Origin of the sequence: Aureliella helgolandensis (genome assembly GCF_007752135.1) — a bacterium.
Taxonomy (GTDB): domain Bacteria; phylum Planctomycetota; class Planctomycetia; order Pirellulales; family Pirellulaceae; genus Aureliella; species Aureliella helgolandensis.
In genome coordinates this window covers 738,596-761,087 of record NZ_CP036298.1, presented here as the reverse complement: position 1 = coordinate 761,087, position 22,492 = coordinate 738,596, and the positions used below count along the sequence as shown (strand labels likewise).

Here is a 22,492-nt window from a genome sequence, read left to right as displayed (position 1 = left end):
GGTTGGATCAAAGCGCTCGAAATTGATGTCGCCTTGAGCTTCGGGGCGGTGCATTGCGGGCCGTATGGCCATGTGGTCGAGGCCTGGTCGACCCTAGATTGCGTCACCCCATATCCTGGGCGCGAAAGCCGGCGGCTATCGCCGCAGCTGCTCATGCAACGAGGGGCCCCGGTGCATTCACCTCTCCACATCCCCACAGGTGTGCTGAGAGAAAATCCTCTTCCCTAGCGAATAGGAACATCGCTCCCCCTAAAACCAGCAGCGTTGCCCCCTCTCCGGAGCGCCGGGAACATCCAGCTGTGACGCAGAGTCTCCCTCTACAATCTTCCCCGTGGCAAGCTATTGAAGGTTTTATCGGTGAATCACCCTAAGAAACTTGGCACAATCGTCAAAGTTGGGGGATTCGGCAATATCGTCGACACCGAAGCTAGCTTAAATCAGAGAATCGAGCGTTAGTGATGCTAGTATCTCTTTTTCCAATCGCATCTGCGAATGTTGATCGCGAACGAGTGGGGAGACGATCCTGAGCTCCGTACCAGCCAGGGCTTGTGGCTGGCCACGGGCGTCATTATTGAAGATGACAAAAGGCTGATCGTACTGGTCTGCATTCCGGCGGACGACCGTTGCCTGCTGGCCGTCATTGAGAAGCACGTGGCTGCCAATCGGGAACAGCGTGATCTGATTGATGAACGCCCGTAGGACCTGAGGCGAGAAATTCCCCTTCTGGCACTGGAAGAGGAGAAATGTCAGGGCATCGTGAGGCAACAAGGCGGGGCGACCTTGTCCAGGATTGACCAGCGAGAGGTAAACCTCCACGACTTGCAATATCCGTGTCAAAGGATGGAGCCGATGCGATTTGAAGTTTCGTGGAAATCCGCTGCCGTCGGCATTCTCATGCACCTGTAGAATCAGCACGCGAACCAGTTCCGAAATGCGGTGCACTCCCTCCAACAGTCGCAAAGTCAAATAGGGATGCGATTGATAGATGCCAAGATCGCTGGCGTTGTAAGCGGTAGTTGGATTTCGGAATTTCGGTGGCAACAGAAACAACCCGAGATCATGCAGAAGCCCAGCTTGACCAAGGCTGGCTAGTTCCGAATCGGAGAGTCCCAATTCCATCCCGGTGGACATAGCGAGCAAAGACATTTGCGAGCAGCGATTGCTCAGCGGCGTTGCTGTTGCGTCGCACTCCAAGACCGAAAGCGATTGATCCGCATCTTCGAGCAGCATCTCTGCCAAACGTGCGGGAAGTCCGCACATTTCTGCCATCATTGAGCTGGGGACCTCTTGAACCTCTGCCCCGAGCACTTCAAAAATGCCAATCGCGTTTTCCAGACTTTGTCGAAACCGCTGCGCTCGCTCCTCAGAGTAGGCTTCGCCAGCGCGATTGGTTCGGCGAGCAAACAGGGGAGAGTCATCGGAAAAAAACGACGCCAGCGAGTCGTGTCCAGGATCGCGGTTTTTTTGGGTCCCATCGCGCCGCTGCTTGAGCAGGCGCACCCCTTCATCGGTCAGGCAGCCAAGATGGGTTGCATCGACGGAAACCTGGGAAATACCGCGAGCCCGCAGACGCTGCAAAAAAGCACGGGTTAGCAACCCCCCGCTGGGAAGAAGCGTGCCGTGCACCGAATGCGTGATGTCGGCATCTGAGATGGTTCCCAGACGCAAATGGTCGATTGAAACATCATATCGTTCCATCGACGCCCCTCGTTAAAAGATGTTGCGATAAAGACAAGTCCCAAGGCGTGCCGTAGCACCGAAGCCACCTTAAGGCGACGGACCAAACGACGGATCCAGCGCTGCTCGCCAAATTGTCCGAGACTGCGGGGGCTGCAGCGACTGGACAAAATTGCATGCCTGCTCTCGGTATAGATACGGGTCTACTGAGAATGAGCGGCAAAAGAAGCATGGGTTGCTCTTGAGATGGAGCAAGGTCAGATATATGGAGTTTGGTCACAGTCAGCTATCCCATCAGACCAGATGGCGGGTTATAGAGAATATAGGGGGGCGAGATTCGGATCCCCAGGAAGAGCCGCATCCGCGGGGTGCGGGAACCTGGACTGCCTGGCCAATAGCAGCTTTCCTCCCTGGCCTCAGTCCAAGCTGTCGAAACAGAGTCCCATCCGCCACTTCAGGGATTGTTAAAATCTCAATCCCCAGTGTGAGCAAGCTGGATAGGAGACAGCTCCAATTCGATTCGGGGAACGATTCCAGCATTGAAATTGAAACTGCAACCTAATCAACAATTAGCGTACGGCTTGCTGAATGCAAATGCGGCCCAGCCTTAATGCGGCGACTGCCCCCCTAATCCCCAGATAGCGGCCACCTTCACTCCTTGTTTGCACTGCGGGTGAAGCTTTTCCACCAGCCAGCGAGCAGGAAAGAAGCGTTGCGTTGAAGAGAGAATTGGGTCGGTGTCTACACGCTAGACAGAAGAGCGATTCGTCAATCGCCAAGCGCTTGCTAGCTCCCAAGATGAACGTGTCGATTGGATCAACCAGACATCTGGCGCAGCTTGGTGGGGCAATGCGACCATTTGTCGCGTAAATTGCATCCAGATTGAGGCGCCTGTGCCCTTGAACAAAAGTGGGATCAGCGGTGATACTGGGCGCGATTCATAAAACCAGTGCCAAAATGCTGTACAGTGTGTGTTCATATTGTGTCGCAGCGAGGCGCAAGCTATATAACCACACGCTTGCTTTAACCCCATAACTCCGGCTTTCTGCGGACGGTCCGTGATTACAACGGCAGCTCATGGCTGCCCAAGTTTCAGGCCCCCCGCGACCAACTCATCGCTAGGACTATGACTCGATTTCTTTTTCCACGATGGACCAATAAATTCCTGCCGATGCTGGGAGTTTTCGCACTTGGGGGCGCTGGCTTTGCCGGCACGATGTTCCTAGGTGCTACTGATGACGTTACCCTGAACCCAGGGTTTCAGCCTACACAGCCCGTCCCGTTCAGCCATAAGATTCACGCAGGTGAATTGAAAATGGACTGTCGTTATTGCCACGTCAACGTGGACAAGGCGGCTGCGGCCACGATTCCCCCCACCGCGACGTGCATCAATTGCCACAGTCCGATGGAGGCCGATGGTGCCCCCAAATTGTCAGCCGTGCATCCAGCCAGCGAGAAATTGCGGGCAGTTCATGAGAGTTGGGAAACGGGCGAATCGGTGCCATGGGTGAAAATCCACCGCCTACCCGACTTCGTGTTTTTCAACCACTCGGCACACGTCAACCGTGGCGTGAGCTGCGTCAGCTGCCACGGTCGCATTGACACGATGGAGAAGGTTTACCAAGAAAAAACCTTGTCCATGAAGTGGTGCATCGAGTGCCACAACAACCCAGAGCCCAATTTGCGGCCCGTCGAATTTGTGACCAAATTGGATTGGGAACCAGCTGAGGGCGAAGGAACCAGAGAAGAGATTGGTGCTAAGTTGCGCGAAGAGCATCAGATCAACCCCAAGACCAACTGCGCCGTGTGCCACCGCTAAGACAGCGGTAGCGATGCAGCGAGTGTGATTGAGTCGAATCGTGATTTCATTGGGTTCGGGCAAATTCCCGAGCGAAAGTACTTCAGGCAATCAATAAGATGCAGTCAAAGCAGCTTCCGATTACTACGGGCAAAAATCGAGATCATTCCGCCAGCACTGGTGCAAGCCCATACTGGCGAAGTGTGGATGAGCTGGAGAACACCCCAGAGTTCGAACAGTTCCTTCATCGCGAATTCCCACAAGCGGCTTCCGAATTCCCTGAAGGCGTTTCGCGCCGTCGTTGGCTAAAGCTGATGAGCGCCTCACTGGCACTGGGTGGAGTGGCTGGCTGCCGCTACGGACCGGACCAAATCGCTGCCTTCGTGGTGCGCCCGGAAAACACCGTCGCTGGAGTTGCCAAGCACTACGCTTCCAACTTTGAGCTTGCCGGACGCGCGGTCCACCTGCTGGTGAGCAATATGGACGGGCGGCCAATTAAGATCGAGGGCAATCCCGATCACCCCCTGATGCGAGCCTCCGAACCCAACGATTTGTCGCGTGGCAAGTCGCGGTTTGCCAGTGCGGGTACCGACGTCTATTCCCAAGCCTGCGTTCTGGGGCTGTACGATCCCGATCGCGCTCAACGAGTCGCCAAGCGGTTAGACGGCCAGCTTACCGAGTCCAACTGGCAGGAGTTCACCGAGTTCGCGCGGGCCAATCTGGATGCCCTGGCCTCCGGTGACGGAGAGGGTCTAGCCATCCTCATGGCACCTTCGCTGTCTCCTTCGGTCAATCGGCTCGTGGCAGCTGCAGCTGCGAAGTTCCCGAAGGCTTCCGTGGTTCAATTCGCTTCCGTCGACGATTCTGCTCAGCGTGCGGCAAGCACCCAGGCAGCAGGCGCTCCTGCGGAACTGCACCTCGACTTGAGCGATGCCAAGATTATCTGCTGTCTCGATAGCGACCCGTTGGGCAACGACCCCAACATGCTTCTCTATTCGCGTCAGTACTCCAAATCTCGCGAGCCTGTGGCTGGCAAGATGAATCGCCTGTATTCGGTGGAATCTCGGTTTTCCGTCACCGGTTCAGCCGCCGATTCGCGTTTAGCTCTTCGCAGCAGCCAAATTGGAGCCTTCATTGCTCGACTCGAATCTCGCGTCGACGAGCTAGTAGCCGGGGGAGCAACTCCCGATGCGGCCACCGACGAGCACGCCTTCGATGAAATCGACTCCAGCGAAAGACTCGATCGCTTTATCGATGCGATGGCAGAAGATCTAGTGAATCACAAAGGCACGGGCGTCGTTACAGTCGGTTCCCATCAGCCGCTCGACGTGCAACTCACGGCTTTGCGAATCAACCACAAGTTGGAAAATGTTGGCAAGACCGTGTTGCTCATGCCGAGTCGCTCGGCCATCGAAGGTGTGACTCCCGAGAGTATCGACGACCTTGTAGGGAAAATCGACGCAGGCATTATCAATACAGTGTGGGTCCTGGGTGAAAACCCGGTCTACACGGCGCCCGCCAACGTGAAGCTGGGCGAAGCCCTCGCCAAAGTCGAAAACTCGGTGTACCTAGCCGATTTCGAAGACGAGTCGGCCATGCAGTGCACTTGGTCGGTTCCCGTCGCCCACCAGCTGGAAAGCTGGGGAGACGTACTGGCAATGGACGGTGGTTACGGCATTTGCCAGCCTCAGATCCTACCACTGCTCAATGGTCGCAGTACCGTTGAGATCCTCTCCTTGCTGCTGGGGCAAGCCGTAGTTGGCGAAGAAATCGTTCGCGAAACCGCTGGTATCGTGGCTGGCAAGCCACTCACCAGTCGCGGCTGGCGCGAGACTTTGCACAGTGGCTACCTCGCAGACGTGACCGCTAAGCCACTCGAACTGGTTGCGGCAGAGGGACAAGTTCCGGCTGGCACACTGGACCTCGACAAACTGGAGAATGGCAGTCTCGAAGTCAATTTTGTTGTCAGCGACGTGCTCTACGACGGCCGCTTCGCTAAAAACGTGTGGTTGCAAGAGCTGCCGCAAGCTATCACGAAACTCGTCTGGGACAATGCGGCCCTGATGAGCCCTAAGACGGCGGAATCTTTGGACCTGTCGCAGGGGGATATTGTCCGCTTGGTGCATCAAGAGCGGCAAGTGGAAGTCCCCACGTTCATCCTCCCCGGACACGCACACGGATCGATAACGGTCCACATCGGCTACGGCCGAGTCTGCCGCGACGAAGCGGTTTCAAGCGACGAACAAGTTGCAGTCGGACGCGATGTAGCCCCGTTGCGAGCTCTCGACGCGATGCACGTGCTTACAGGCGTCGAGGCGCGTCCGACAGGACGTCCCTACCCGCTGGCCACGACCCAAGATCACTTCGCGATCGATGATCTGGGGATGGACGAAATTGAACGCCGCTCGCCGATCTTGGTCCGCGAAGGCACGCTCGAACAGATTGAAGAAGGTGGCAAGGACTACGTGAAACACCTCGGTGGGCACATGCCTCCCCTGGAATCACTGTGGGAAGAGCCAATGAGCGTGTTCGAAAAAGATCCGACGGTTGCCTACCAATGGGGCATGACGATCGACTTGAACAAGTGCACCGGTTGCAATTCCTGTGTCGTAGCCTGCCAAAGTGAAAACAATGTCAGCGTGGTGGGCAAGGAGCAGGTCAGCCGTGGTCGTGAGATGCACTGGATTCGCATCGACCGCTATTTCCGTGGCGATCGCGATGCTCCTCAGATGGTTCACCAACCCGTCGCCTGTGCCCATTGCGAAACGGCACCTTGCGAACAAGTCTGCCCGGTTGCTGCCACGGTCCACACCGAAGAAGGCATCAACACGATGGCGTACAACCGCTGCGTGGGAACCCGCTATTGCGGCAACAATTGCCCGTACAAAGTGCGACGCTTCAACTACTTCAACTACACCACCGAATACGGTTATTTCTATGGGTGGCAGCAGAGAGGCAAGTTGGAAGAGGCCAGCCGCAAATTGCAACAACTGGTCCTCAATCCGGACGTGTCGGTGCGTGGCCGCGGTGTGATGGAAAAGTGCTCGTACTGCATCCAACGCGTGCAAAACGGCAAGATTAACGCTCGCAATGCGGGACGCGCTATTGAAGATGGCGAAGTCCAATCGGCCTGCCAGGCAGCCTGCCCGACGCAAGCGATCGTGTTTGGTGACATCAAGGACCCGAACACCAAGGTTTCACAAATGCAGCACTCCCCGCGTGCCTACGACATGCTGGCTGAGCTGAACATCAAACCACGAACCCGCTATCTAGCTCGGGTTCGCAACACTCACCCACGCCTCAAGACGCGCGACCAATTGGCCGAAGCGGCTCATGGCCACGCAGGCGAATCTCATGCAGAAGGCGGAGCTGATCACGGCTCGGCTGGCCATGAGGAAGATAATCACGGTAAGGAAGCAGCTGCCCACTAGGCGTTGCATCGAAGGATCACCGCTAGCGTTTTGCGGTGATTGCATAATCCAACTAGTTCAATAATCCCGACTCGAAACAGAATCTGGCGCAGCCCATGGCGAGCATAGCTAGTCCCAGCATTGATAACACGATTGACACACCGGGTCGTCGTACTCCACTGGTCACAGGCAATCAGACCTATTCGTCCGTCACTCACATGGTCGCGAGGATCAGTGAAGAGGCGCAGCCGATGATTTGGTGGATTGCGCTAGCGATCGCCTTACCACTGCTGATGATGTTCGGCGGATTGATCGGCTACCTCATCCTCACCGGTGTGGGTGTGTGGGGTAACATGTCACCAGTCTTCTGGGGATGGCCGATTGTCAACTTCGTATTTTGGGTCGGTATCGGTCACGCCGGTACGCTGATCTCAGCGATCCTGTTCCTGTTTAGGCAGAATTGGCGGACCAGTATCAACCGCGCCGCGGAGGCCATGACGATTTTCGCCGTCATCTGTGCGGGCACCTTCCCTGGGATTCACGTGGGTCGAGCTTGGTTGGCGTTTTGGTTAACCCCTTACCCCAGCTTGAACCTGTGGATGTGGCCTCAGTTTCGCAGCCCGCTACTATGGGACGTGTTCGCGGTCGGAACTTACGCCTCGGTTTCGCTCGTGTTTTGGTACATGGGGATGATTCCCGACTTGGCCACCTTCCGAGACCGCTCGAAGAACAAATGGCGGCGGATGATCTACAGCATTTTGTGCCTGGGCTGGAGCGGTTCATCCCGACACTGGATGCGGTACGAAAAGGCCTATGCAATCCTGGCTGCACTCGCAACGCCTTTGGTGCTTTCCGTGCACACGGTGGTGAGCTTTGACTTCGCAGTATCTCAACTCCCAGGTTGGCACACGACGATCTTCCCACCCTACTTCGTGGCAGGGGCGATCTTCAGCGGATTTGGTATGGTGCTCACATTGCTCATCCCAGTTCGACGCATTTACAACTTGAAGAACTTGATCACGCCAAGGCACTTGGACAACATGTGCAAGATCATCCTGGCGACGGGATCGATGGTGGGATTGGCATACACCACCGAGTTTTTCATGGCTTGGTATAGCCAAAACCTGTACGAGTACTTTGCCTTTAAGAACCGAGCCTTTGGACCGTACTGGTGGGCCTATTGGACAATGTTCCTGTGCAATGTGATTTCGCCTCAACTGTTCTGGTTCCGCACCTTCCGCACCAACACCATCTTGATGTGGATCGTAACCATCTTCGTTAACATCGGCATGTGGTTCGAGCGATTCGTGATCACCATCACCTCGCTCAGCCGGGACTTCCTACCGTCCAGCTGGGGATATTTCGCCCCGACTTGGGTCGACATCGGAATGCTGGTGGGAAGCTTTGGTTTGTTTACAACGCTGTTTCTCATGTTCCTTCGCTTCCTGCCCATCGTGGCGATTAGCGAAATCAAATGGACGATGAGTCAACATGCTCACGACGAACATCGACATGCTCATGGCGACAGCCACTAGTCCGGCAAGTCGACGCGAATTGGTTTTGAATACATTTTCAGAGTATAGAATTAAGTTTTTACGGTTACGTTGCCACCTATGAGCGCTCATAAACCCGAAAAGAAGGTCACGCCGCCGCGATCCTTTGGCTGGATAGCCGAGTACGAAGACGAGAATCATCTACTTGATGCTGCCCGTCGCGTGCGAGACTCCGGCTATACTCGGACCGATGCCTTCACCCCCTTCCCACTTCACGGGATCGATGAAGCGTTAGGGATCAAGCCAACCGTGCTGCCATGGTTCACGCTGTGTGCCGGTGCGACGGGCACCACCGTTGCGTTGCTCATGCAATGGTGGATGAATGCGGTCGATTATCCGTATATCATCTCCGGCAAACCGTTTGCGAGTTGGCCCGCGTTCATTCCGGTTACATTCGAGCTAACCGTCCTGTTCAGTGCGTTTACCACCGTATTCGCCATGTTTGGCCTGAACGGATTGCCGAAGTTCAGCAACCCAGTTTTCGCCAATCCCAGGTTTGACCGCGTCACCGACGACCGCTTTTTCTTGTGGATTGATTCCCGCGATAAATACTTCAACTCCGACAAAGCAAAGGCCTTGCTGGAGGACACCCAAGCGGTCATCGTGGAGGAGGTGCGGGAGGACGATTCTTCGGCAGTTATTCCACGCGGTTTGATCATTACCATATTGACGTTGATCCTGCTCTCCCTAATACCGGGCACGATCATTCTCAACATGCGGAACTCCAAGAGCAGCAAGCCTCGCTTCCACGTGTTCTTTGATATGGACTTTCAACCGAAGCGCAAGGCGCAAACCACAACCACCCATTTCGCCGATGGTCGCGTGCAACGGCCGCCTGTGCCAGGAACGGTGGCCCGCGGAGAACTGGGACTAACGGACGTCTACACGCTGGGCTACGATCCAGATGCGACAGCAGGATTGAGCAATAGCAATGCGATGCATTGGGTTAGTTTGCAGGAAGAAGCCGCTCAAGAGCCGAGTGCCGAACAGCCACCAGCTGCTGAGCCCGCGGCGGTTGCCGAGGAGCGACCACCGAGCCCCAAGATTGCAGTAGAACCGCCTGCCGAGGCTGCAGCGGTCGAACCGGCGACCTCCGACGAGGAAGCTCAAGAGACGACCCAACCTGTTGACGAGCCGACAGCCCCACCTCCAGCAGAGTCCGCTCCGCCAGCTGGCAACGAGCCGGCTGCTGAAGCGACCGCTGGCGAACCCAATTACGCGTGGGCGACAGAATTCCCCCTCCCGGTCAGCGAAGAGCTGTACGACTTGGGTAAGAGGAAGTTCGAACAAAACTGTGCAGTCTGCCACGGCTACGGCGGATTCGGGGATGGCTTGGTTTCACAGCGCGCAAGTGCACTTGCTCAAGGTTACTGGCTCCAGCCAACCAGCCTGCATGAAGAGCGAATCCAGCAACAACCGGTGGGTCGGATTTATTACACCATTGCAAACGGCAAAGGCAAAATGGGCAGCTATGCGGCTTCGCTCAACCCGAAGGAGCGCTGGGCAGTCGTACTCTATGTTCGAGCCTTGCAACGCAGCCAGAATGCCGAAGCCAGCGACGTGCCGGCCGGTAAACTCTAGGCATTCCCTAGAGTCCAAATTGTCCAAGTCCTTTGTTTATCGCTTATTGACCGGTTGATTCGTTCGGGAACCGCCGGCCACAAGCACCTACAACTCGAGTGGTTCGTGCAGACAGCCTCAGGCTCTGCTGTGACTGCTGCAACCACACAGTGCGTTGTTTTTCATTCAACCGCTATTATCACAAAACCAGGTAAATCGATGGCCTCGAAGATCCCAAACGACAACCTAACTCTTCCTGCAAGCTGGCGCAGCCTGGCTCCAGTGTTGGTAGCTGTCGGAGCCATTTGCGTATGTGTTAGCTTAGGTCTGTTCTACTTCACCGGGGGCGAGGGGCAAGAGAGTGCTGGTTTCAGCGTCTTCTTCCATTCGTACCTAGCCAACTACATGTACTGCATGAGTATTTCGTTGGGAGCGTTGTTCTTCGTGATGGTTCAGCACCTAGTGCGGGCCTCGTGGAGTGCGTCGATCAAGCGTTTGGCGGAGTTGCTGGCTTACACCATCCCCTGGTGGGCTCTGCTCTTCATTCCGATCCTTGCGATGGTCCTGTTCACCGACAGCGGTGCCCTGTACAAGTGGAATTTGGGTCCTGACAAACTCGACTCCGACCTGATCAAAGCTAAGTTGGCGTACCTAAATCCCGGCTTCTTTGCGATTCGAACAGTCGTTTACTTTGCGATCTTCAGTATCGCTGCCCGAATTTACTTCACGATGAGTCGCAAGCAGGATGAGAGTGGCGATGTTGAAATCACCCTCAAGCTGCAGCGTTGGGCCGGCCCTTTCATCATGCTGTTCGCCCTAGCATTGAATTTCGCATCCTTCGACTGGATGATGTCTACGGACGCAGAATGGTTTAGCACGATCTACGGTGTTTACCTGTTCGCCGCCGGTATGCTCAGCTTTTTCGCCACCATGATCCTTACTTGCCATCTGCTACAGCGAAGCGGACGCATGGAAAAACTGGTCACGCTAGAACACTTCCAAGACATGTCCAAGTTCCAGTTTGGATTCATCGTATTCTGGGGCTACATCGCCTTTTCCCAGTTCTTGCTCTACTGGTACGGTAACATTCCGGAAGAGACCCTGTGGTACAAGCACCGCATGGAACATGGCTGGCAATACGTTGGACTACTGCTGATCGCCTTCCACTTTGTCGTTCCATTTTTGGGAACAATGTCCCGCCACATTCGACGCAATCGACCAGTCATGGCGTTTTGGGCAAGCTTCATTCTGGTGGTTCACTGGCTGGATATGATGTTTTTGATCATGCCAAACGCCGGCAGCCTGTCGACCATGATGGTGCTCGGACACTTGGTATGCTGGATTGGCATGGTCTGCATTTTTGCGGCTCTGTTCCTGCTGCGAGTTGGCGAAACCCCTGTCGTGGCAGTCAAAGACCCTTGGCTCCCCGATTCGCTGGCTTACACGGTCGGCCCCTAGTGGCACAGAACCGCTGGTTGGCTTCGCATTCAGTTAGTAATTGATTTCACGGTATCGGTTCCGTTCTCGCCTTTAGCGAGCTCCAGACGGACCGGTCCGCTCAAGATTCCGAAATAAAGAGACGGCGCAAATGGCTCGCTACGATGACCTAAATGATGGTGCAATTGCCTATACGGCCTTTGTGGGTTCCGTGGTGTTTTTACTGATCATCCTTCTAGTACGCGCCCTGTGCTACGGCTGGATTGACGGCGAGGACATGCGGAAGTTGGCGGGCGCGCATTACGTTGAAGCCGACGCAGAAATCGCTAGCCAGAAGGCTCGCATTTCCCAGTACGCTAAGGAACAGATAGAATTGGAGGATGGCCAAGCTCCTGCCGCCGGACAGGCCACCGAGCGCATTTTGATCCCGATGGCCCGCGCCAAGGAATTGATCTTAAAAGAATACCAATCCGAACAACCCACTGACGGAGAAGCCTAAGACCATGTCTACGTCCCTCAACAACTTGCTAATGATCCTGGTGTTGGCGAGTACCTGCCTGAACCAGGGAATCGTTCGCGCTCAGTTGTTGAAGGACCTACCCGACAATGCGCTCGGCGTGGATGTAGAAGATCGCGTCGGAGAGTTCATTCCTCTGGGATTGATGTTCGAAGACGAACGAGGGAACAAGGTCTCGCTTGCCAAATACTTCCGGCAGGGAAGGCCCGTGGTCCTAACGCTCAACTACAGCGACTGCCCAGGCTTGTGCGTGGCCCAACTGGACAATCTGGTCAACACGCTCCGCGAGATCAATGGCGGTGGCATCGGTGAGAAATTCGATATTGTGACGGTCAGTATCGATCCCAATGAGAGCAACGAAAAAGCAGGCCGGACCAAGAGCAAGTACGTCGGACTACTGCGGGACTCGCAAGCCGAGGCCGGTTGGCATTTCCTGACTGGCAAGAACAAGGACATCCGAGCTTTGGCGGACTCCGTTGGCTTTCGCTACCACTGGGACAAAATTAACAAGCGTTACAACCATCCTGCGGCAACCTATTTCCTCAGTTCCGAAGGCCGGATCTGTCGCTATTTGCTGTCCCTCGGGGTGGAGCCAGAACAGTTCAATTTGGCAGTCGGCGAAGCTCGCGAGGGCAAGCTGACCGCTTCGCTGGCGGATGCAATTATACAACTGTGCTACTACTACGATCCCGACGCCAATCGCTACTCGGCCGATGCACGGCGGATTATGGCCTTTGGCGGATTTGCCTTTACGATGCTGCTTACCGGCCTAACCGCCCCATTTTGGTTTTCTCGTCGCACTGCAGCGACATCAGCAACGGCTAAGCCGGCTGAACCAGAGCAGCCAAGTGCGGCAGATGGCCACGCCATCTCAATTGGGGGCTCAGATTCCTCCGATGCCCCTTACAATTAACTGTGATTCCATCACCTACTGACACAAATTCGTCGGAAAACTATAGAGCAGGACTTATGTCTCTCCCCAGTATTCCAGCTTTGCTAGCTGACAAAAATGCGACCTTCTGGTTCCCTCCGCGAGCATCGACGTTCGCTGAGGAGAATGACGTATTTTTTATGTACATTTTGTACATCTCAATCTTCTTCTTCGTCTTGGTTGTGGCAGGAATGATCTATTGCATGATCAAATTCCGCCGTCGCCCTGGCTACAAGGGAGATTCCACTGCGTTGCACAATAACTTGCTGGAGATCACCTGGTCGGTGATCCCCACCCTAGTGGTGTGCTGGATTTTCGCCCGCGGTGTCTATGGCTACATTGACATGATGCGTCCCCCGGCCAACACGATCGATATCAACGTCACTGCCCGTAAATGGGACTGGTCGTTCCAGTATCCTAATGGTGCGATCAGCGACCAATTGCACATCCCCAACAATCGGGCCATCAAGCTTCGCATGCGTTCCGAGGACGTTCTGCACTCGTTCTATGTTCCCGCCTTTCGCGCCAAGACCGATGTCGTCCCAGGACGAGTGAACACCATGTGGTTCCAGCCGATTCTGGAAGGCGAGTACGACCTGTTTTGTGCCGAATATTGCGGCGATCAACACAGTGAAATGATCAAGCGACACGGTGTGGTGGTCCACGACCTCGAGGGCTACGAAGCATGGTTAGCCAATGCCGCCAAGGCCCCCGTCAATCCCGTGGCACACGGCTTCTGGCTGTATGAACGCATGGGTTGCAAGTCCTGCCACTCGGTCGAACCGGGCAAGAAAATTGTCGGGCCAAGCTTTGCAGGTACCTTCGGAGTCGATTTCGAGAGCTCTAAGGGAACGACACTGAAGTTTGATGAACAGTACATTCGCCAGTCGATTCTTGAGCCTCAAGCTGAGATGCGTAAGGGCTATGAGACGGCGTCGCAGATGCCTTCCTTCCAAGGCAAGCTGAAAGAAGACGAGATCACCGCTTTAACAGCCTTCATTCAGGAATTGAAGAATGAAGCCTTCGTCGAAGCGTTGGCCGACGGAACTCTGACCGATGACGAAAAGCAAACGCTGGGCATAGCCGATCCGGCTCCCGAAGAGAGTGCTCCAGCCGAAGACGCCAAGTCCGAGTAGCACAAAGCAAACCAAAAACATTTCATACAGAAGATCTCTAATTTCGGATCAACCGAATCGAGGACGAAAGCGATGAGCGCGGTAGCCAATAGCCCGACACATTCGCAAGAAGACAAAGACAACTTTTTGCACTACACCAAAGGTTTCTTGAGTTGGGCGATGACGCTCGACCATAAACGCATTGGATTGATGTACTTGGTGGGAGTCATGTCAGCCTTTTTCCTGGCTGGTATGCTGGCGCTCATTCTGCGCGCAGAGTTGATGACCCCCACGAAGATGTTTCTAACCAACCAACAGTACAACCAAGTCTTCACCCTGCACGGGGCGATCATGGTGTTCCTGTTTATTATCCCTAGCGTCCCTGCGGCTTTAGGAAACTTCCTGGTTCCGGTGATGCTGGGAGCCAAGGACGTAGCTTTCCCTCGCTTGAACCTCAGTAGCTTCTACCTATGGATCACCGGGGCGATCTTCTTCCTGTGGGCCATGCTGTACACCGGATTGGATACCGGTTGGACCTTCTACACTCCCTACAGTACCACCACGCAAGGGCCGGTCGTCCTCGCAACCCTGGGAGTCTTTATCCTTGGGTTTAGCTCCATCTTCACCGGCCTGAACTTTATCGTGACAATCAATACCATGCGGCCACCAGGCATGACATGGTTCAAAATGCCACTGTTCCTGTGGGCCACCTACGCCACCTCGATCATTCAAGTACTGGCCACGCCTGTACTCGGAATTACCGTGCTCCTGCTGGCTGCCGAGCGACTGCTGCACATCGGAATTTTCGATCCAGCCTACAACGGGGATCCGGTTACCTACCAGCACTTCTTCTGGTTTTACTCCCACCCTGCCGTCTATATCATGATTCTGCCAGGCATGGGGATCATTTCAGAGACGATGAGTGTCCACAGCCACAAATCAATTTTCGGCTATCGCTTTATCGCTTACAGCTCCATTGCCATCGCGTTGTTCGGCTTCCTTGTTTGGGGGCACCATATGTTCACGAGCGGAATGGCCGATGTCACCACGATCATCTTCAGTGCGTTGACCTTTACCGTGTCGATCCCGTCGGCCATTAAGGTCTTCAACTGGTTGGCTACGATGTACAAGGGAACCGTTCAGCTGAACACTCCAATGTGCTATTCGCTGGCGTTTATCTTCCTGTTCACCATCGGTGGATTGACCGGGCTGTGGTTGGGAGCACTCTCCACCGACCGCCCATTGCACGACACTTATTTCGTTGTAGCTCACTTCCACTATGTGATGGTTGGGGGAACGCTCGTCGGCTTCATCGGTGGATTGTTCCACTGGTGGCCCAAGATGACCGGCAAGATGTTCAATGACCTGTGGGGAAGAATCTCCTGCCTGTTCGTCTTTCTCGGCTTCAACTTGACCTTCCTGCCACAATTTGTCCTCGGTAGTCGCGGCATGCCACGTCGCTACGCCCGCTACGTACCTGAGTTCCAAGAACTGCACCAACTCTCCAGCTACGGAGCCTTCCTACTAGGCTTTGGATTGTTCATCGCACTGGGAGTCCTAATCCATTCGATGTTGCGTGGTAAGAAAGCCCCACCCAATCCTTGGGGCGGAGCGACGCTTGAATGGCAGTGTGCGTCACCACCTCCGTTTTACAACTTCCTCTCGCCACCGGCAGTCTCCGATCCTTACGACTACAAGCCGTTGGTCTACCGAGATGCAGAACGCGGTTGGGAATATGTCCGGCCACAAGCACCCGAGTTGCCCAAAACGGTGCCCGAGCCATCCCAAACCTAGTCGCTCGGCAGCATCATGACTCGCTCAGTGGCCTCTAACCTGAGGCCAACGGGTGGGGTCCACGGTTGCATAAGCCGAGTCCTTGAAGAAAACCAACACAAGTTATCAGTACCTGTAATAAGCTAAGTACCTCGAATGTCACACGCAATTGATGCTGGTGGTCACGACGACCACGGTCATGAAGGCCATGGTCACGGAGAGCATGGACACATGCCCTTCTTGGCTCACCACTTTGATGACCCAGAACAACAATTTGATTCCGGTAAGCTCGGAATGTGGTTGTTCCTGGTCACAGAAGTTTTGTTCTTCAGCGGAATGTTTTGCGCTTACGCCTTGTATCGAGCGCGCAATCCCGAGGTCTGGACGTTCGCCAGCCAGTTTCTGAATGAGACGCTAGGTGCCTTCAACACCGGCGTACTGCTATTCAGCAGTTTGTCGATGGCTTGGGGGGTACGCTGTGCCCAACTGCGACAACGCACCGGTTTGGTCGTCTGCTTAGCGACCACCCTCGGCTGCGCCGCAATGTTCCTTGGTATTAAGGCTGTCGAGTACACGCACAAGTGGGATCTGGGGCTCTTGCCGGCTGGTTTCTACGAGTCGCAGTTCCTGCCGCACGCGCCTCACACCGGCTTGTCGTCCTGGCTCTACACACTCAGCTACATCCCTGCCGCCTGCGTTGTGGGCTTTGCGATTTGGTACGTCCTGACCATCGTGCAGGGCAAAAAACGCATGTCAGAAATCGCGGGGCCATTACTCGTCACCGCGCTTTGCTACTTTGTAGGCGTGTTGATTGGAATTGCATTCCAGAACGCAGAGGAAGCGGCTCACAAGGCCGAGCACACTGCGACCGCTCACGTGGTGGCTGACGGCGAAAAAGAGCCTGTAGACGCCGAACACATTGTTGGCGAACACGGCGATCACAATGCAGACGCCCTATCCGCAACCGTTGGCGCAGCCAGCGAAGCGGGTGTGCCAGGTGGACGCCCCATCGAGGCTATCGACCAAAAGGGTGGAGCTGGTTTGTTCTTTAGCATCTACTACTGCATGACCGGAGTACACGCTCTCCACATCCTCGGTGGCATGGGAGTCATGGTTTGGCTGCTCGTTCGAGCCACTAAGGACCAGTTTAACGAACAGTACTTCGGGCCTGTTGACTACGTTGGACTCTACTGGCACTTGGTGGATTTGATTTGGATCTACCTTTTCCCGCTGCTTTACTTGATCAAATAGCCTGCCCGGGCGATGCCGCAGACTTACCGATCACTTTTTACCAAACAATTCAATTTCTGAACGAAGATCCCAATGTCAGATCACGCAGCCCACGCTGAAGGCGAGCATCACGGCTTTGCACACCCTGCACCTGTTTGGCAGTTGTTAGCAGTATTTTTCGCGCTCATTTTCCTGACCATTCTGACGGTGTTGCAGGCGAGCTTTGATACTGGCAATATGGAATTGATCTTGTCGCTGTTCATCGCCACGATCAAAGCCAGTTTGGTAATTTTGTTTTTCATGCACATGCTGCATGACAAGCCACTAAACGCGGTAATCTTCCTCAGCTCGTTTGTGTTTGTCGCTCTATTCCTTGGCTTCACTCTGATGGATGCGAGCGCCTACCGCGACACCCTGGAATTGAAGGACGTCGACTCCCCGCGATCCGAAGTGCATTCGGTTCACGAGGATGCTGCAGAAGCACACGCAGGCGAAACTTCTGGCGGCGAATCGGCTGCGGCCGAACACTAAAGGTTCGCTGCGTTGGAACCAGGTTAATTGCCATGCGACGAAGCGCGATGCCATGTCGTCGCTTCGAATAGATCGCCGAAAGCGGTGGGCGTTGCCCGCCGCCGGAATCCCCCATCAAGCCCGTGCCGTGGTTCATCGCGATCTGCGGTACAGTTTCTAACACGGGGCTTGCCGAGCAAGAGAGCTCCCGCAAGTCGCTGCACTCCCCATTTCTTTAGCTCAGCAAGCCATGCAGTACTTTGCCCGAGGCAATTGCATGGGGTCGCCCCTCGCGGTCTGGTAGCGCGGTATCGATTGGCAAGCCCATGGCATGCAACATCGTGGTGGTGAAATCCTGAGGTGTAACGGGATCGGAAATGGGATAGGCAGCATGGCGATCACTTTCGCCGTAAACGATCCCAGGCTTGATTCCGCCCCCTGCTAGGATGCCGCTGTAGCAAGACGGCCAGTGTTCACGGCCAGCATTTGCAGCGGTAATTTGCGGCCTGCGACCAAATTCTCCCACCCAGGCAACGAGGGTTTCGTCGAGCATCCCACGCTGCTCCAAGTCCTCGAGCAATGCAGACAGCGCCATGTCGGCTGGAGGAATCAAGTCGTTTTTCAGACGGTTGAAATTGTCACCGTGCGTATCCCAAAAGTTCTTGCCGTCGTTGTGCCAGTTCACCGAGACGAGTGGCACCCCGTGTTCGACCAATCGTCGCGCCATCAAAACGCATTGGCCATGAATATTCCGTCCATAGCGTTCGCGCGTAGCCTCAGGCTCCTGCGTCAGATCAAATGCGGATTGCACCTGATGGGAGCTAAGCATACTGAAGGCGCGCGATTGATGACTGTGGAAAGCATCCGTTCCGGCGCTGCCCGCGTGTTCCAGGGAAGCGCGTTGTGCGTCTAGCAGCTTGAGTAGCTCGACGCGTGACTCCAGCCGCTCAACTCCCATATCAGCTGGCAGGGAGAGGCCGTGGGGGCGCCAGTCTGGAAGATTGGGATCTCCGGTCATCAACATCCCGTCGTAGGCCGAGCCCAACCAACCGCCATGTTGCCCTGGAGCTTCCCCACCGGGCGCTGCGGGATGGTAGGCTTTCCACGGCATTTGAACAAACGAGGGCAACCCCTTGGAGGTCGGACGTAGCTTGGCAACCAAAGAGCCAATGTGCGGCGAATCCTTGGCACTGGGCGGGTCGGCATCGCTCTTAACCACCGGCGCTAGTTGCCCAGTCAATGTCGCATGGCCGCTGGACAGGTGAGCCGGATCGTTGTGCGTCAGGGAACGAATGATGGCCAGCTTGTCAGTCAGCTTGGCTAACCGCGTAAAGTGTTCGCAGATCTGCGTCCCGGGCACTTTGGTTGCAATGGGATTAAAATCTCCACGGATTTCGGCGGGTGCATCGGGCTTGAGATCGAAGGTCTCCAGTTGGCTAGGACCGCCCCACATAAACAGGAAGATACAAGCTTTCGCGCGCTTTCTGGGAAGCAGGACTGGCGTCTCCCCAGCCATAGCCAGCCGCGCTTCGAAATCGGCCAAACTCAACCCAAGTGCCGAGACAGCCCCCGCCTGCAGTAGTCCACGACGACTGATACGGGAGGTTTGTCGAAAATCCAGACAGCCATAAGGCTGCGGTGAGCGGGGGCGATACGACATAGCAAATCGCTTTGACTTGGCGGGAGGTAGGAGGGCAGGGGGGAGGGAGCGAGAAAACCAACGACTACCAGGAGGGATGGAACCATATCGAGATTATCCTAGCATAGTTGCTCAGCGGGTGAGATTCAGTTTTTGGTCCCCACCGGGGAATTCTTCGAGGTGTCCTACAGCCAGCGATAGAATTCCATGCCTAACAGGTTGACAGTCCGCCAATATGCTAAGCTACCAAACTGCCCACCTTAATCCCGCCCCATTGACGCCCTCCTTGAATGAAAGGGCCCTGCATGAATGGCAATACGAATGCCAAGCGTCGTGCCTTTCTGGTCGCTTCCGCTAGCGGCTTTGCCGGCTTGCAGTTTGGTCTGCCGCAGCAAATTGCCCGCGCGGCAGATGCTCACGCGGCACCCTCTTCCGGAGGCAAAGCCAAATCGGTCATCCTCTTTTTCCTGTGCGGGGGCGCATCGCACATTGATACGTGGGATATGAAACCCGACGCGCCCGTCGAATATCGAGGGCCCTTCGCCTCCAGAGCTACGTCCGCGCCCGAGATCCGCTTGTGCGAGCACCTGCCGCAACTCGCCAAACAGGCCCACCATTTGGCCATCATCCGGTCGGTGTGCAGCACGGTCAGCACGAATGATCATCATGCGGGCTATTACTACAATCTGACGGGGCATGCCCCCGATTCCACTTTCCTCTCTTTAGGGAATGATCGAAGGCCCTATAGCGACGACTGGCCTTACATAGGTTCCGTGGTGGGTGCCAGGCGGCCACAACGCGATGGCCTGCCCAATGCGCTGACTCTACCTCACATGCCAAGCGCACCTCCATACACGCGGCCAGGCCAATTCGCGGCCAGATTGGGAGTTGAATTCGATCCACTGTACATCCAAGCGGCTCGTTCCGAACCGCTGAAATTCCAAGCCCCCTCGCTGGTCTTGTCCGGTGATGTAACCCCAGACCAATTGCTATCTCGACAGCGACTGCTCGAAGCTCTAGATGGCGCGCGGAGGCAGTTCGAAAAATCAGCTGCCGAACAACTCTGGGAGCAGCATCAACAACGCACTCTGGACCTTCTGCTATCGTCGAATACGACGAAAGTATTTGACATTGCCAGCGAACCCAAGGCGGTCCGCGAGCGTTATGGACAATCGGTCAACGCCACCAGTTTGCTCATGGCGCGCCGCTTGGTCGAAGCAGAAGTCCCCTTCATTACCGTCTTTTGGAAGGAAGACGAAGCACTGAAGAACCAGTGCAAGAGCGCTGGGGGATGGGATACTCATGGCAATAATTTTGAATGCTTGAAGAACCATTTACTCCCCGAATTTGATCAAGCGTTTTCAGGCTTAGTCGAAGATCTTGGGGACAAAAACCTGCTGGACCAAACGCTTCTATTGGTCACCAGCGAAATGGGCCGAACCCCCAAGATCGGCGATCCACGTTCCGGAGGTACAAGCGGTGCGGGGCGCGATCATTGGACGCACTGCATGAGCGTTCTCATGGCGGGAGGAGGTATCCAAGGTGGACGTACTTGGGGAGCCAGCGACCGCTTCGGAGAATACCCGGCTGAACAACCACTCACACCTGCGGACATCGCCAAGACGGTTTATCATGCAGCCGGAATCGACGATCTGCGCGCTACGGATGGCCAAGGACGCCCCTACAACTTGCTCGACGAAGGCCAAGCGATCACCGGTTTATTCTAGAGCTCCAGCGTGATTCAATCCGCAGGTTGCGCGCTCAAGCGATCCGCTTCTTACCGCAGAAACATGTGGTACACAGGGTTGTCCGTCTCTTCAACGCAGGGGTAAGCGAGGCCCTCAATGAATCCCTCAACCGTCGCCTGCTCTGCGGTTGGAATCTGAATCCCTACCAGAATGCGACCGTGGTCGGCTCCCTGGTTGCGGTAATGAAAGAGCGAGATGTTCCAGTTCGGATGCATGCTCGATAAAAACTTCCGGAGCGCTCCGGGTCGCTCTGGAAATTGAAAGCGGAACAGACGCTCATTGCGAGCCAACGCACTACGCCCTCCCACCATATGACGCACATGCTCTTTGGACATGTCATCGCCAACAAGGTTCACCGCTGCGAAGCCATGATCGGCAAACACGCCGCATAGCTCCGCAGCCTCTGCTCGTCGACCGATCTCGATCCCGACAAATACATGAGCATCGCTGGCATCCGAAATTCTATAGTTGAACTCCGTAATGTTCCGCGTACCGATCAAATCGCAGAGCTGCCGAAAACTACCGCGACGCTCTGGAATCGTTACTGCGAATAGGGCCTCTCGCTCCTCGCCCACTTCCGCGCGCTCCGCCACAAAGCGGAGTCGATTGAAATTCATGTTCGCGCCACAAGTAATGGCCACGAAGGTTTTCTCCCGCAATTGATGCTCGGCCACATATTGCTTAACTGCCGCAACCCCCATAGCGCCGGCGGGCTCGACAATGCTGCGTGTATCCTCAAACACATCTTTAATTGCCGCGCACACAGCGTCCGCATCGACGACGACAAAATCGTCAACCAGAGCTTGAGTCAACCGAAAGGTCTCCTCGCCGACCTGTTTCACCGCGGTGCCGTCGGAAAACAACCCCACATCATTTAGCATGACGCGCTTGCCACTCTCGATCGAGCGGAGCATGGCATTCGAATCCGCCATTTGCACACCGATGATCTTAATTTCAGGACGTATGGCTTTCACATAGGCCGCGATACCCGAGACGAGTCCTCCGCCGCCGATCGCCACGAAGATGGCATCAATCGGATGTTGGTGCTGCCGAAGGATCTCCATCCCAATCGTCCCTTGCCCAGCGATGACATCAGGATCATCAAAGGGATGCACAAAAGCATACCCATGAGATTGCTGCAGTTCGAGCGCATGTTGGTAAGCATCGGAATAGCTATCGCCATGTAAGATCACCTCACCTCCCCATGCTCGAACGGCATCAGATTTGAGCTGAGGCGTGGTGACGGGCATCACAATTACAGCTCGACAACCGAGGCGTTGGGCACTGAGCGCTACCCCCTGGGCATGGTTTCCAGCCGAAGCACATATAACTCCTGGAGCGCGTTGCTCCGGTGTCAGACGCACCATCTTGTTGTAAGCACCGCGCAATTTGAAACTGAATACCGGCTGGGTGTCTTCGCGTTTGAGCCATACACGATTACCCAACCTCGTGGAAATCTTGGGAGCCAACTCCAAAGGGGATTCCACAGCAACATCGTAGACCTGGGCAGTCAAGATGCGCTGCAGGTATTCCAACAATCGAGTATCCATATTTCCCTTTCGAAGAGATTCTTCATGGGCAGACACCGCACGGC

General features: G+C 55.3%; 15 protein-coding genes. 12 read left to right on the top strand and 3 right to left on the bottom strand.

Going from position 1 to position 22,492, the window contains the following annotated elements:
- Positions 1-432 precede the first annotated feature (432 nt).
- Positions 433-1,698, bottom strand: a complete 1,266-nt coding sequence (locus Q31a_RS02770) for an HD-GYP domain-containing protein (RefSeq protein ID WP_145073671.1) — start codon at positions 1,696-1,698, stop codon at positions 433-435.
- A 1,105-nt stretch (positions 1,699-2,803) separates the two neighbouring features.
- Here Q31a_RS02770 and Q31a_RS02765 point away from each other — a divergent pair.
- The 11 genes from Q31a_RS02765 (at position 2,804) to Q31a_RS02715 (ending at position 17,532) form a co-directional block, all read left to right on the top strand.
- The gene (locus tag Q31a_RS02765; RefSeq protein ID WP_145073668.1) at positions 2,804-3,496 is read left to right on the top strand and encodes a cytochrome c3 family protein; all 693 of its coding nucleotides are present in this window, start codon (positions 2,804-2,806) and stop codon (positions 3,494-3,496) included.
- Between the two features lie 98 nt (positions 3,497-3,594).
- The gene (locus Q31a_RS02760) at positions 3,595-6,906 is read left to right on the top strand and encodes a TAT-variant-translocated molybdopterin oxidoreductase (protein ID WP_145073654.1); all 3,312 of its coding nucleotides are present in this window, start codon (positions 3,595-3,597) and stop codon (positions 6,904-6,906) included.
- Between the two features lie 95 nt (positions 6,907-7,001).
- Positions 7,002-8,420 carry an NrfD/PsrC family molybdoenzyme membrane anchor subunit gene (gene nrfD / locus Q31a_RS02755; protein WP_145073652.1) on the top strand — a complete coding sequence of 473 codons (1,419 nt, stop codon included), beginning with the start codon at positions 7,002-7,004 and terminating at the stop codon, positions 8,418-8,420.
- A 78-nt stretch (positions 8,421-8,498) separates the two neighbouring features.
- Positions 8,499-10,019, top strand: a complete 1,521-nt coding sequence (locus tag Q31a_RS02750) for a quinol:electron acceptor oxidoreductase subunit ActD (RefSeq protein ID WP_145073649.1) — start codon at positions 8,499-8,501, stop codon at positions 10,017-10,019.
- A gap of 198 nt (positions 10,020-10,217) precedes the next feature.
- Positions 10,218-11,456, top strand: a complete 1,239-nt coding sequence (locus tag Q31a_RS02745) for a quinol:cytochrome C oxidoreductase (protein WP_145073646.1) — start codon at positions 10,218-10,220, stop codon at positions 11,454-11,456.
- Between the two features lie 130 nt (positions 11,457-11,586).
- On the top strand, positions 11,587-11,934 hold the full coding sequence (locus tag Q31a_RS02740) for a hypothetical protein (RefSeq protein ID WP_145073643.1): 348 nt from the start codon (positions 11,587-11,589) through the stop codon (positions 11,932-11,934).
- Between the two features lie 4 nt (positions 11,935-11,938).
- Entirely contained in the window at positions 11,939-12,865 is a 927-nt protein-coding gene (locus Q31a_RS02735) for an SCO family protein (protein WP_145073640.1), read from the top strand.
- A 56-nt stretch (positions 12,866-12,921) separates the two neighbouring features.
- The gene (gene coxB, locus Q31a_RS02730; RefSeq protein WP_145073637.1) at positions 12,922-14,019 is read left to right on the top strand and encodes a cytochrome c oxidase subunit II; all 1,098 of its coding nucleotides are present in this window, start codon (positions 12,922-12,924) and stop codon (positions 14,017-14,019) included.
- 159 nt (positions 14,020-14,178) lie between these two features.
- Positions 14,179-15,792 (top strand): cytochrome c oxidase subunit I, encoded by a 1,614-nt coding sequence (locus Q31a_RS02725; RefSeq protein WP_391575350.1) that lies wholly within the window; start codon positions 14,179-14,181, stop codon positions 15,790-15,792.
- A gap of 135 nt (positions 15,793-15,927) precedes the next feature.
- On the top strand, positions 15,928-17,022 hold the full coding sequence (locus tag Q31a_RS02720) for a cytochrome c oxidase subunit 3 (protein WP_231691040.1): 1,095 nt from the start codon (positions 15,928-15,930) through the stop codon (positions 17,020-17,022).
- Between the two features lie 72 nt (positions 17,023-17,094).
- Entirely contained in the window at positions 17,095-17,532 is a 438-nt protein-coding gene (locus Q31a_RS02715; RefSeq protein ID WP_145073631.1) for a cytochrome C oxidase subunit IV family protein, read from the top strand.
- A gap of 214 nt (positions 17,533-17,746) precedes the next feature.
- On the opposite strand, the gene Q31a_RS02710 is transcribed toward Q31a_RS02715, so the two are convergent.
- Positions 17,747-19,171: a DUF1501 domain-containing protein gene (locus tag Q31a_RS02710; protein WP_145073628.1), complete on the bottom strand. Its 1,425-nt coding sequence runs from the start codon at positions 19,169-19,171 to the stop codon at positions 17,747-17,749.
- A 284-nt stretch (positions 19,172-19,455) separates the two neighbouring features.
- On the opposite strand from Q31a_RS02710, the gene Q31a_RS02705 reads away from it, so the two are divergent.
- Positions 19,456-20,877, top strand: coding sequence for a DUF1501 domain-containing protein (locus Q31a_RS02705; protein WP_145073625.1), 1,422 nt, complete (start codon positions 19,456-19,458; stop codon positions 20,875-20,877).
- A gap of 50 nt (positions 20,878-20,927) precedes the next feature.
- Here the strand turns inward: Q31a_RS02705 and ilvA are convergent, their stop codons facing one another.
- The gene (gene ilvA, locus Q31a_RS02700) at positions 20,928-22,448 is read right to left on the bottom strand and encodes a threonine ammonia-lyase, biosynthetic (RefSeq protein ID WP_145073622.1); all 1,521 of its coding nucleotides are present in this window, start codon (positions 22,446-22,448) and stop codon (positions 20,928-20,930) included.
- Positions 22,449-22,492 lie beyond the last annotated feature (44 nt).

What these genes read in the sequence shown, in the direction of transcription:
- Q31a_RS02770 (WP_145073671.1), bottom strand. Translation starts at nt 1,698, where the DNA reads ATGGAACGATATGATGTTTCAATCGACCATTTGCGTCTGGGAACCATC.
- Q31a_RS02765 (WP_145073668.1), top strand. Translation starts at nt 2,804, where the DNA reads ATGACTCGATTTCTTTTTCCACGATGGACCAATAAATTCCTGCCGATG.
- Q31a_RS02760 (WP_145073654.1), top strand. Translation starts at nt 3,595, where the DNA reads ATGCAGTCAAAGCAGCTTCCGATTACTACGGGCAAAAATCGAGATCAT.
- nrfD (WP_145073652.1), top strand. Translation starts at nt 7,002, where the DNA reads ATGGCGAGCATAGCTAGTCCCAGCATTGATAACACGATTGACACACCG.
- Q31a_RS02750 (WP_145073649.1), top strand. Translation starts at nt 8,499, where the DNA reads ATGAGCGCTCATAAACCCGAAAAGAAGGTCACGCCGCCGCGATCCTTT.
- Q31a_RS02745 (WP_145073646.1), top strand. Translation starts at nt 10,218, where the DNA reads ATGGCCTCGAAGATCCCAAACGACAACCTAACTCTTCCTGCAAGCTGG.
- Q31a_RS02740 (WP_145073643.1), top strand. Translation starts at nt 11,587, where the DNA reads ATGGCTCGCTACGATGACCTAAATGATGGTGCAATTGCCTATACGGCC.
- Q31a_RS02735 (WP_145073640.1), top strand. Translation starts at nt 11,939, where the DNA reads ATGTCTACGTCCCTCAACAACTTGCTAATGATCCTGGTGTTGGCGAGT.
- coxB (WP_145073637.1), top strand. Translation starts at nt 12,922, where the DNA reads ATGTCTCTCCCCAGTATTCCAGCTTTGCTAGCTGACAAAAATGCGACC.
- Q31a_RS02725 (WP_391575350.1), top strand. Translation starts at nt 14,179, where the DNA reads ATGACGCTCGACCATAAACGCATTGGATTGATGTACTTGGTGGGAGTC.
- Q31a_RS02720 (WP_231691040.1), top strand. Translation starts at nt 15,928, where the DNA reads ATGTCACACGCAATTGATGCTGGTGGTCACGACGACCACGGTCATGAA.
- Q31a_RS02715 (WP_145073631.1), top strand. Translation starts at nt 17,095, where the DNA reads ATGTCAGATCACGCAGCCCACGCTGAAGGCGAGCATCACGGCTTTGCA.
- Q31a_RS02710 (WP_145073628.1), bottom strand. Translation starts at nt 19,171, where the DNA reads ATGTCGTATCGCCCCCGCTCACCGCAGCCTTATGGCTGTCTGGATTTT.
- Q31a_RS02705 (WP_145073625.1), top strand. Translation starts at nt 19,456, where the DNA reads ATGAATGGCAATACGAATGCCAAGCGTCGTGCCTTTCTGGTCGCTTCC.
- ilvA (WP_145073622.1), bottom strand. Translation starts at nt 22,448, where the DNA reads ATGGATACTCGATTGTTGGAATACCTGCAGCGCATCTTGACTGCCCAG.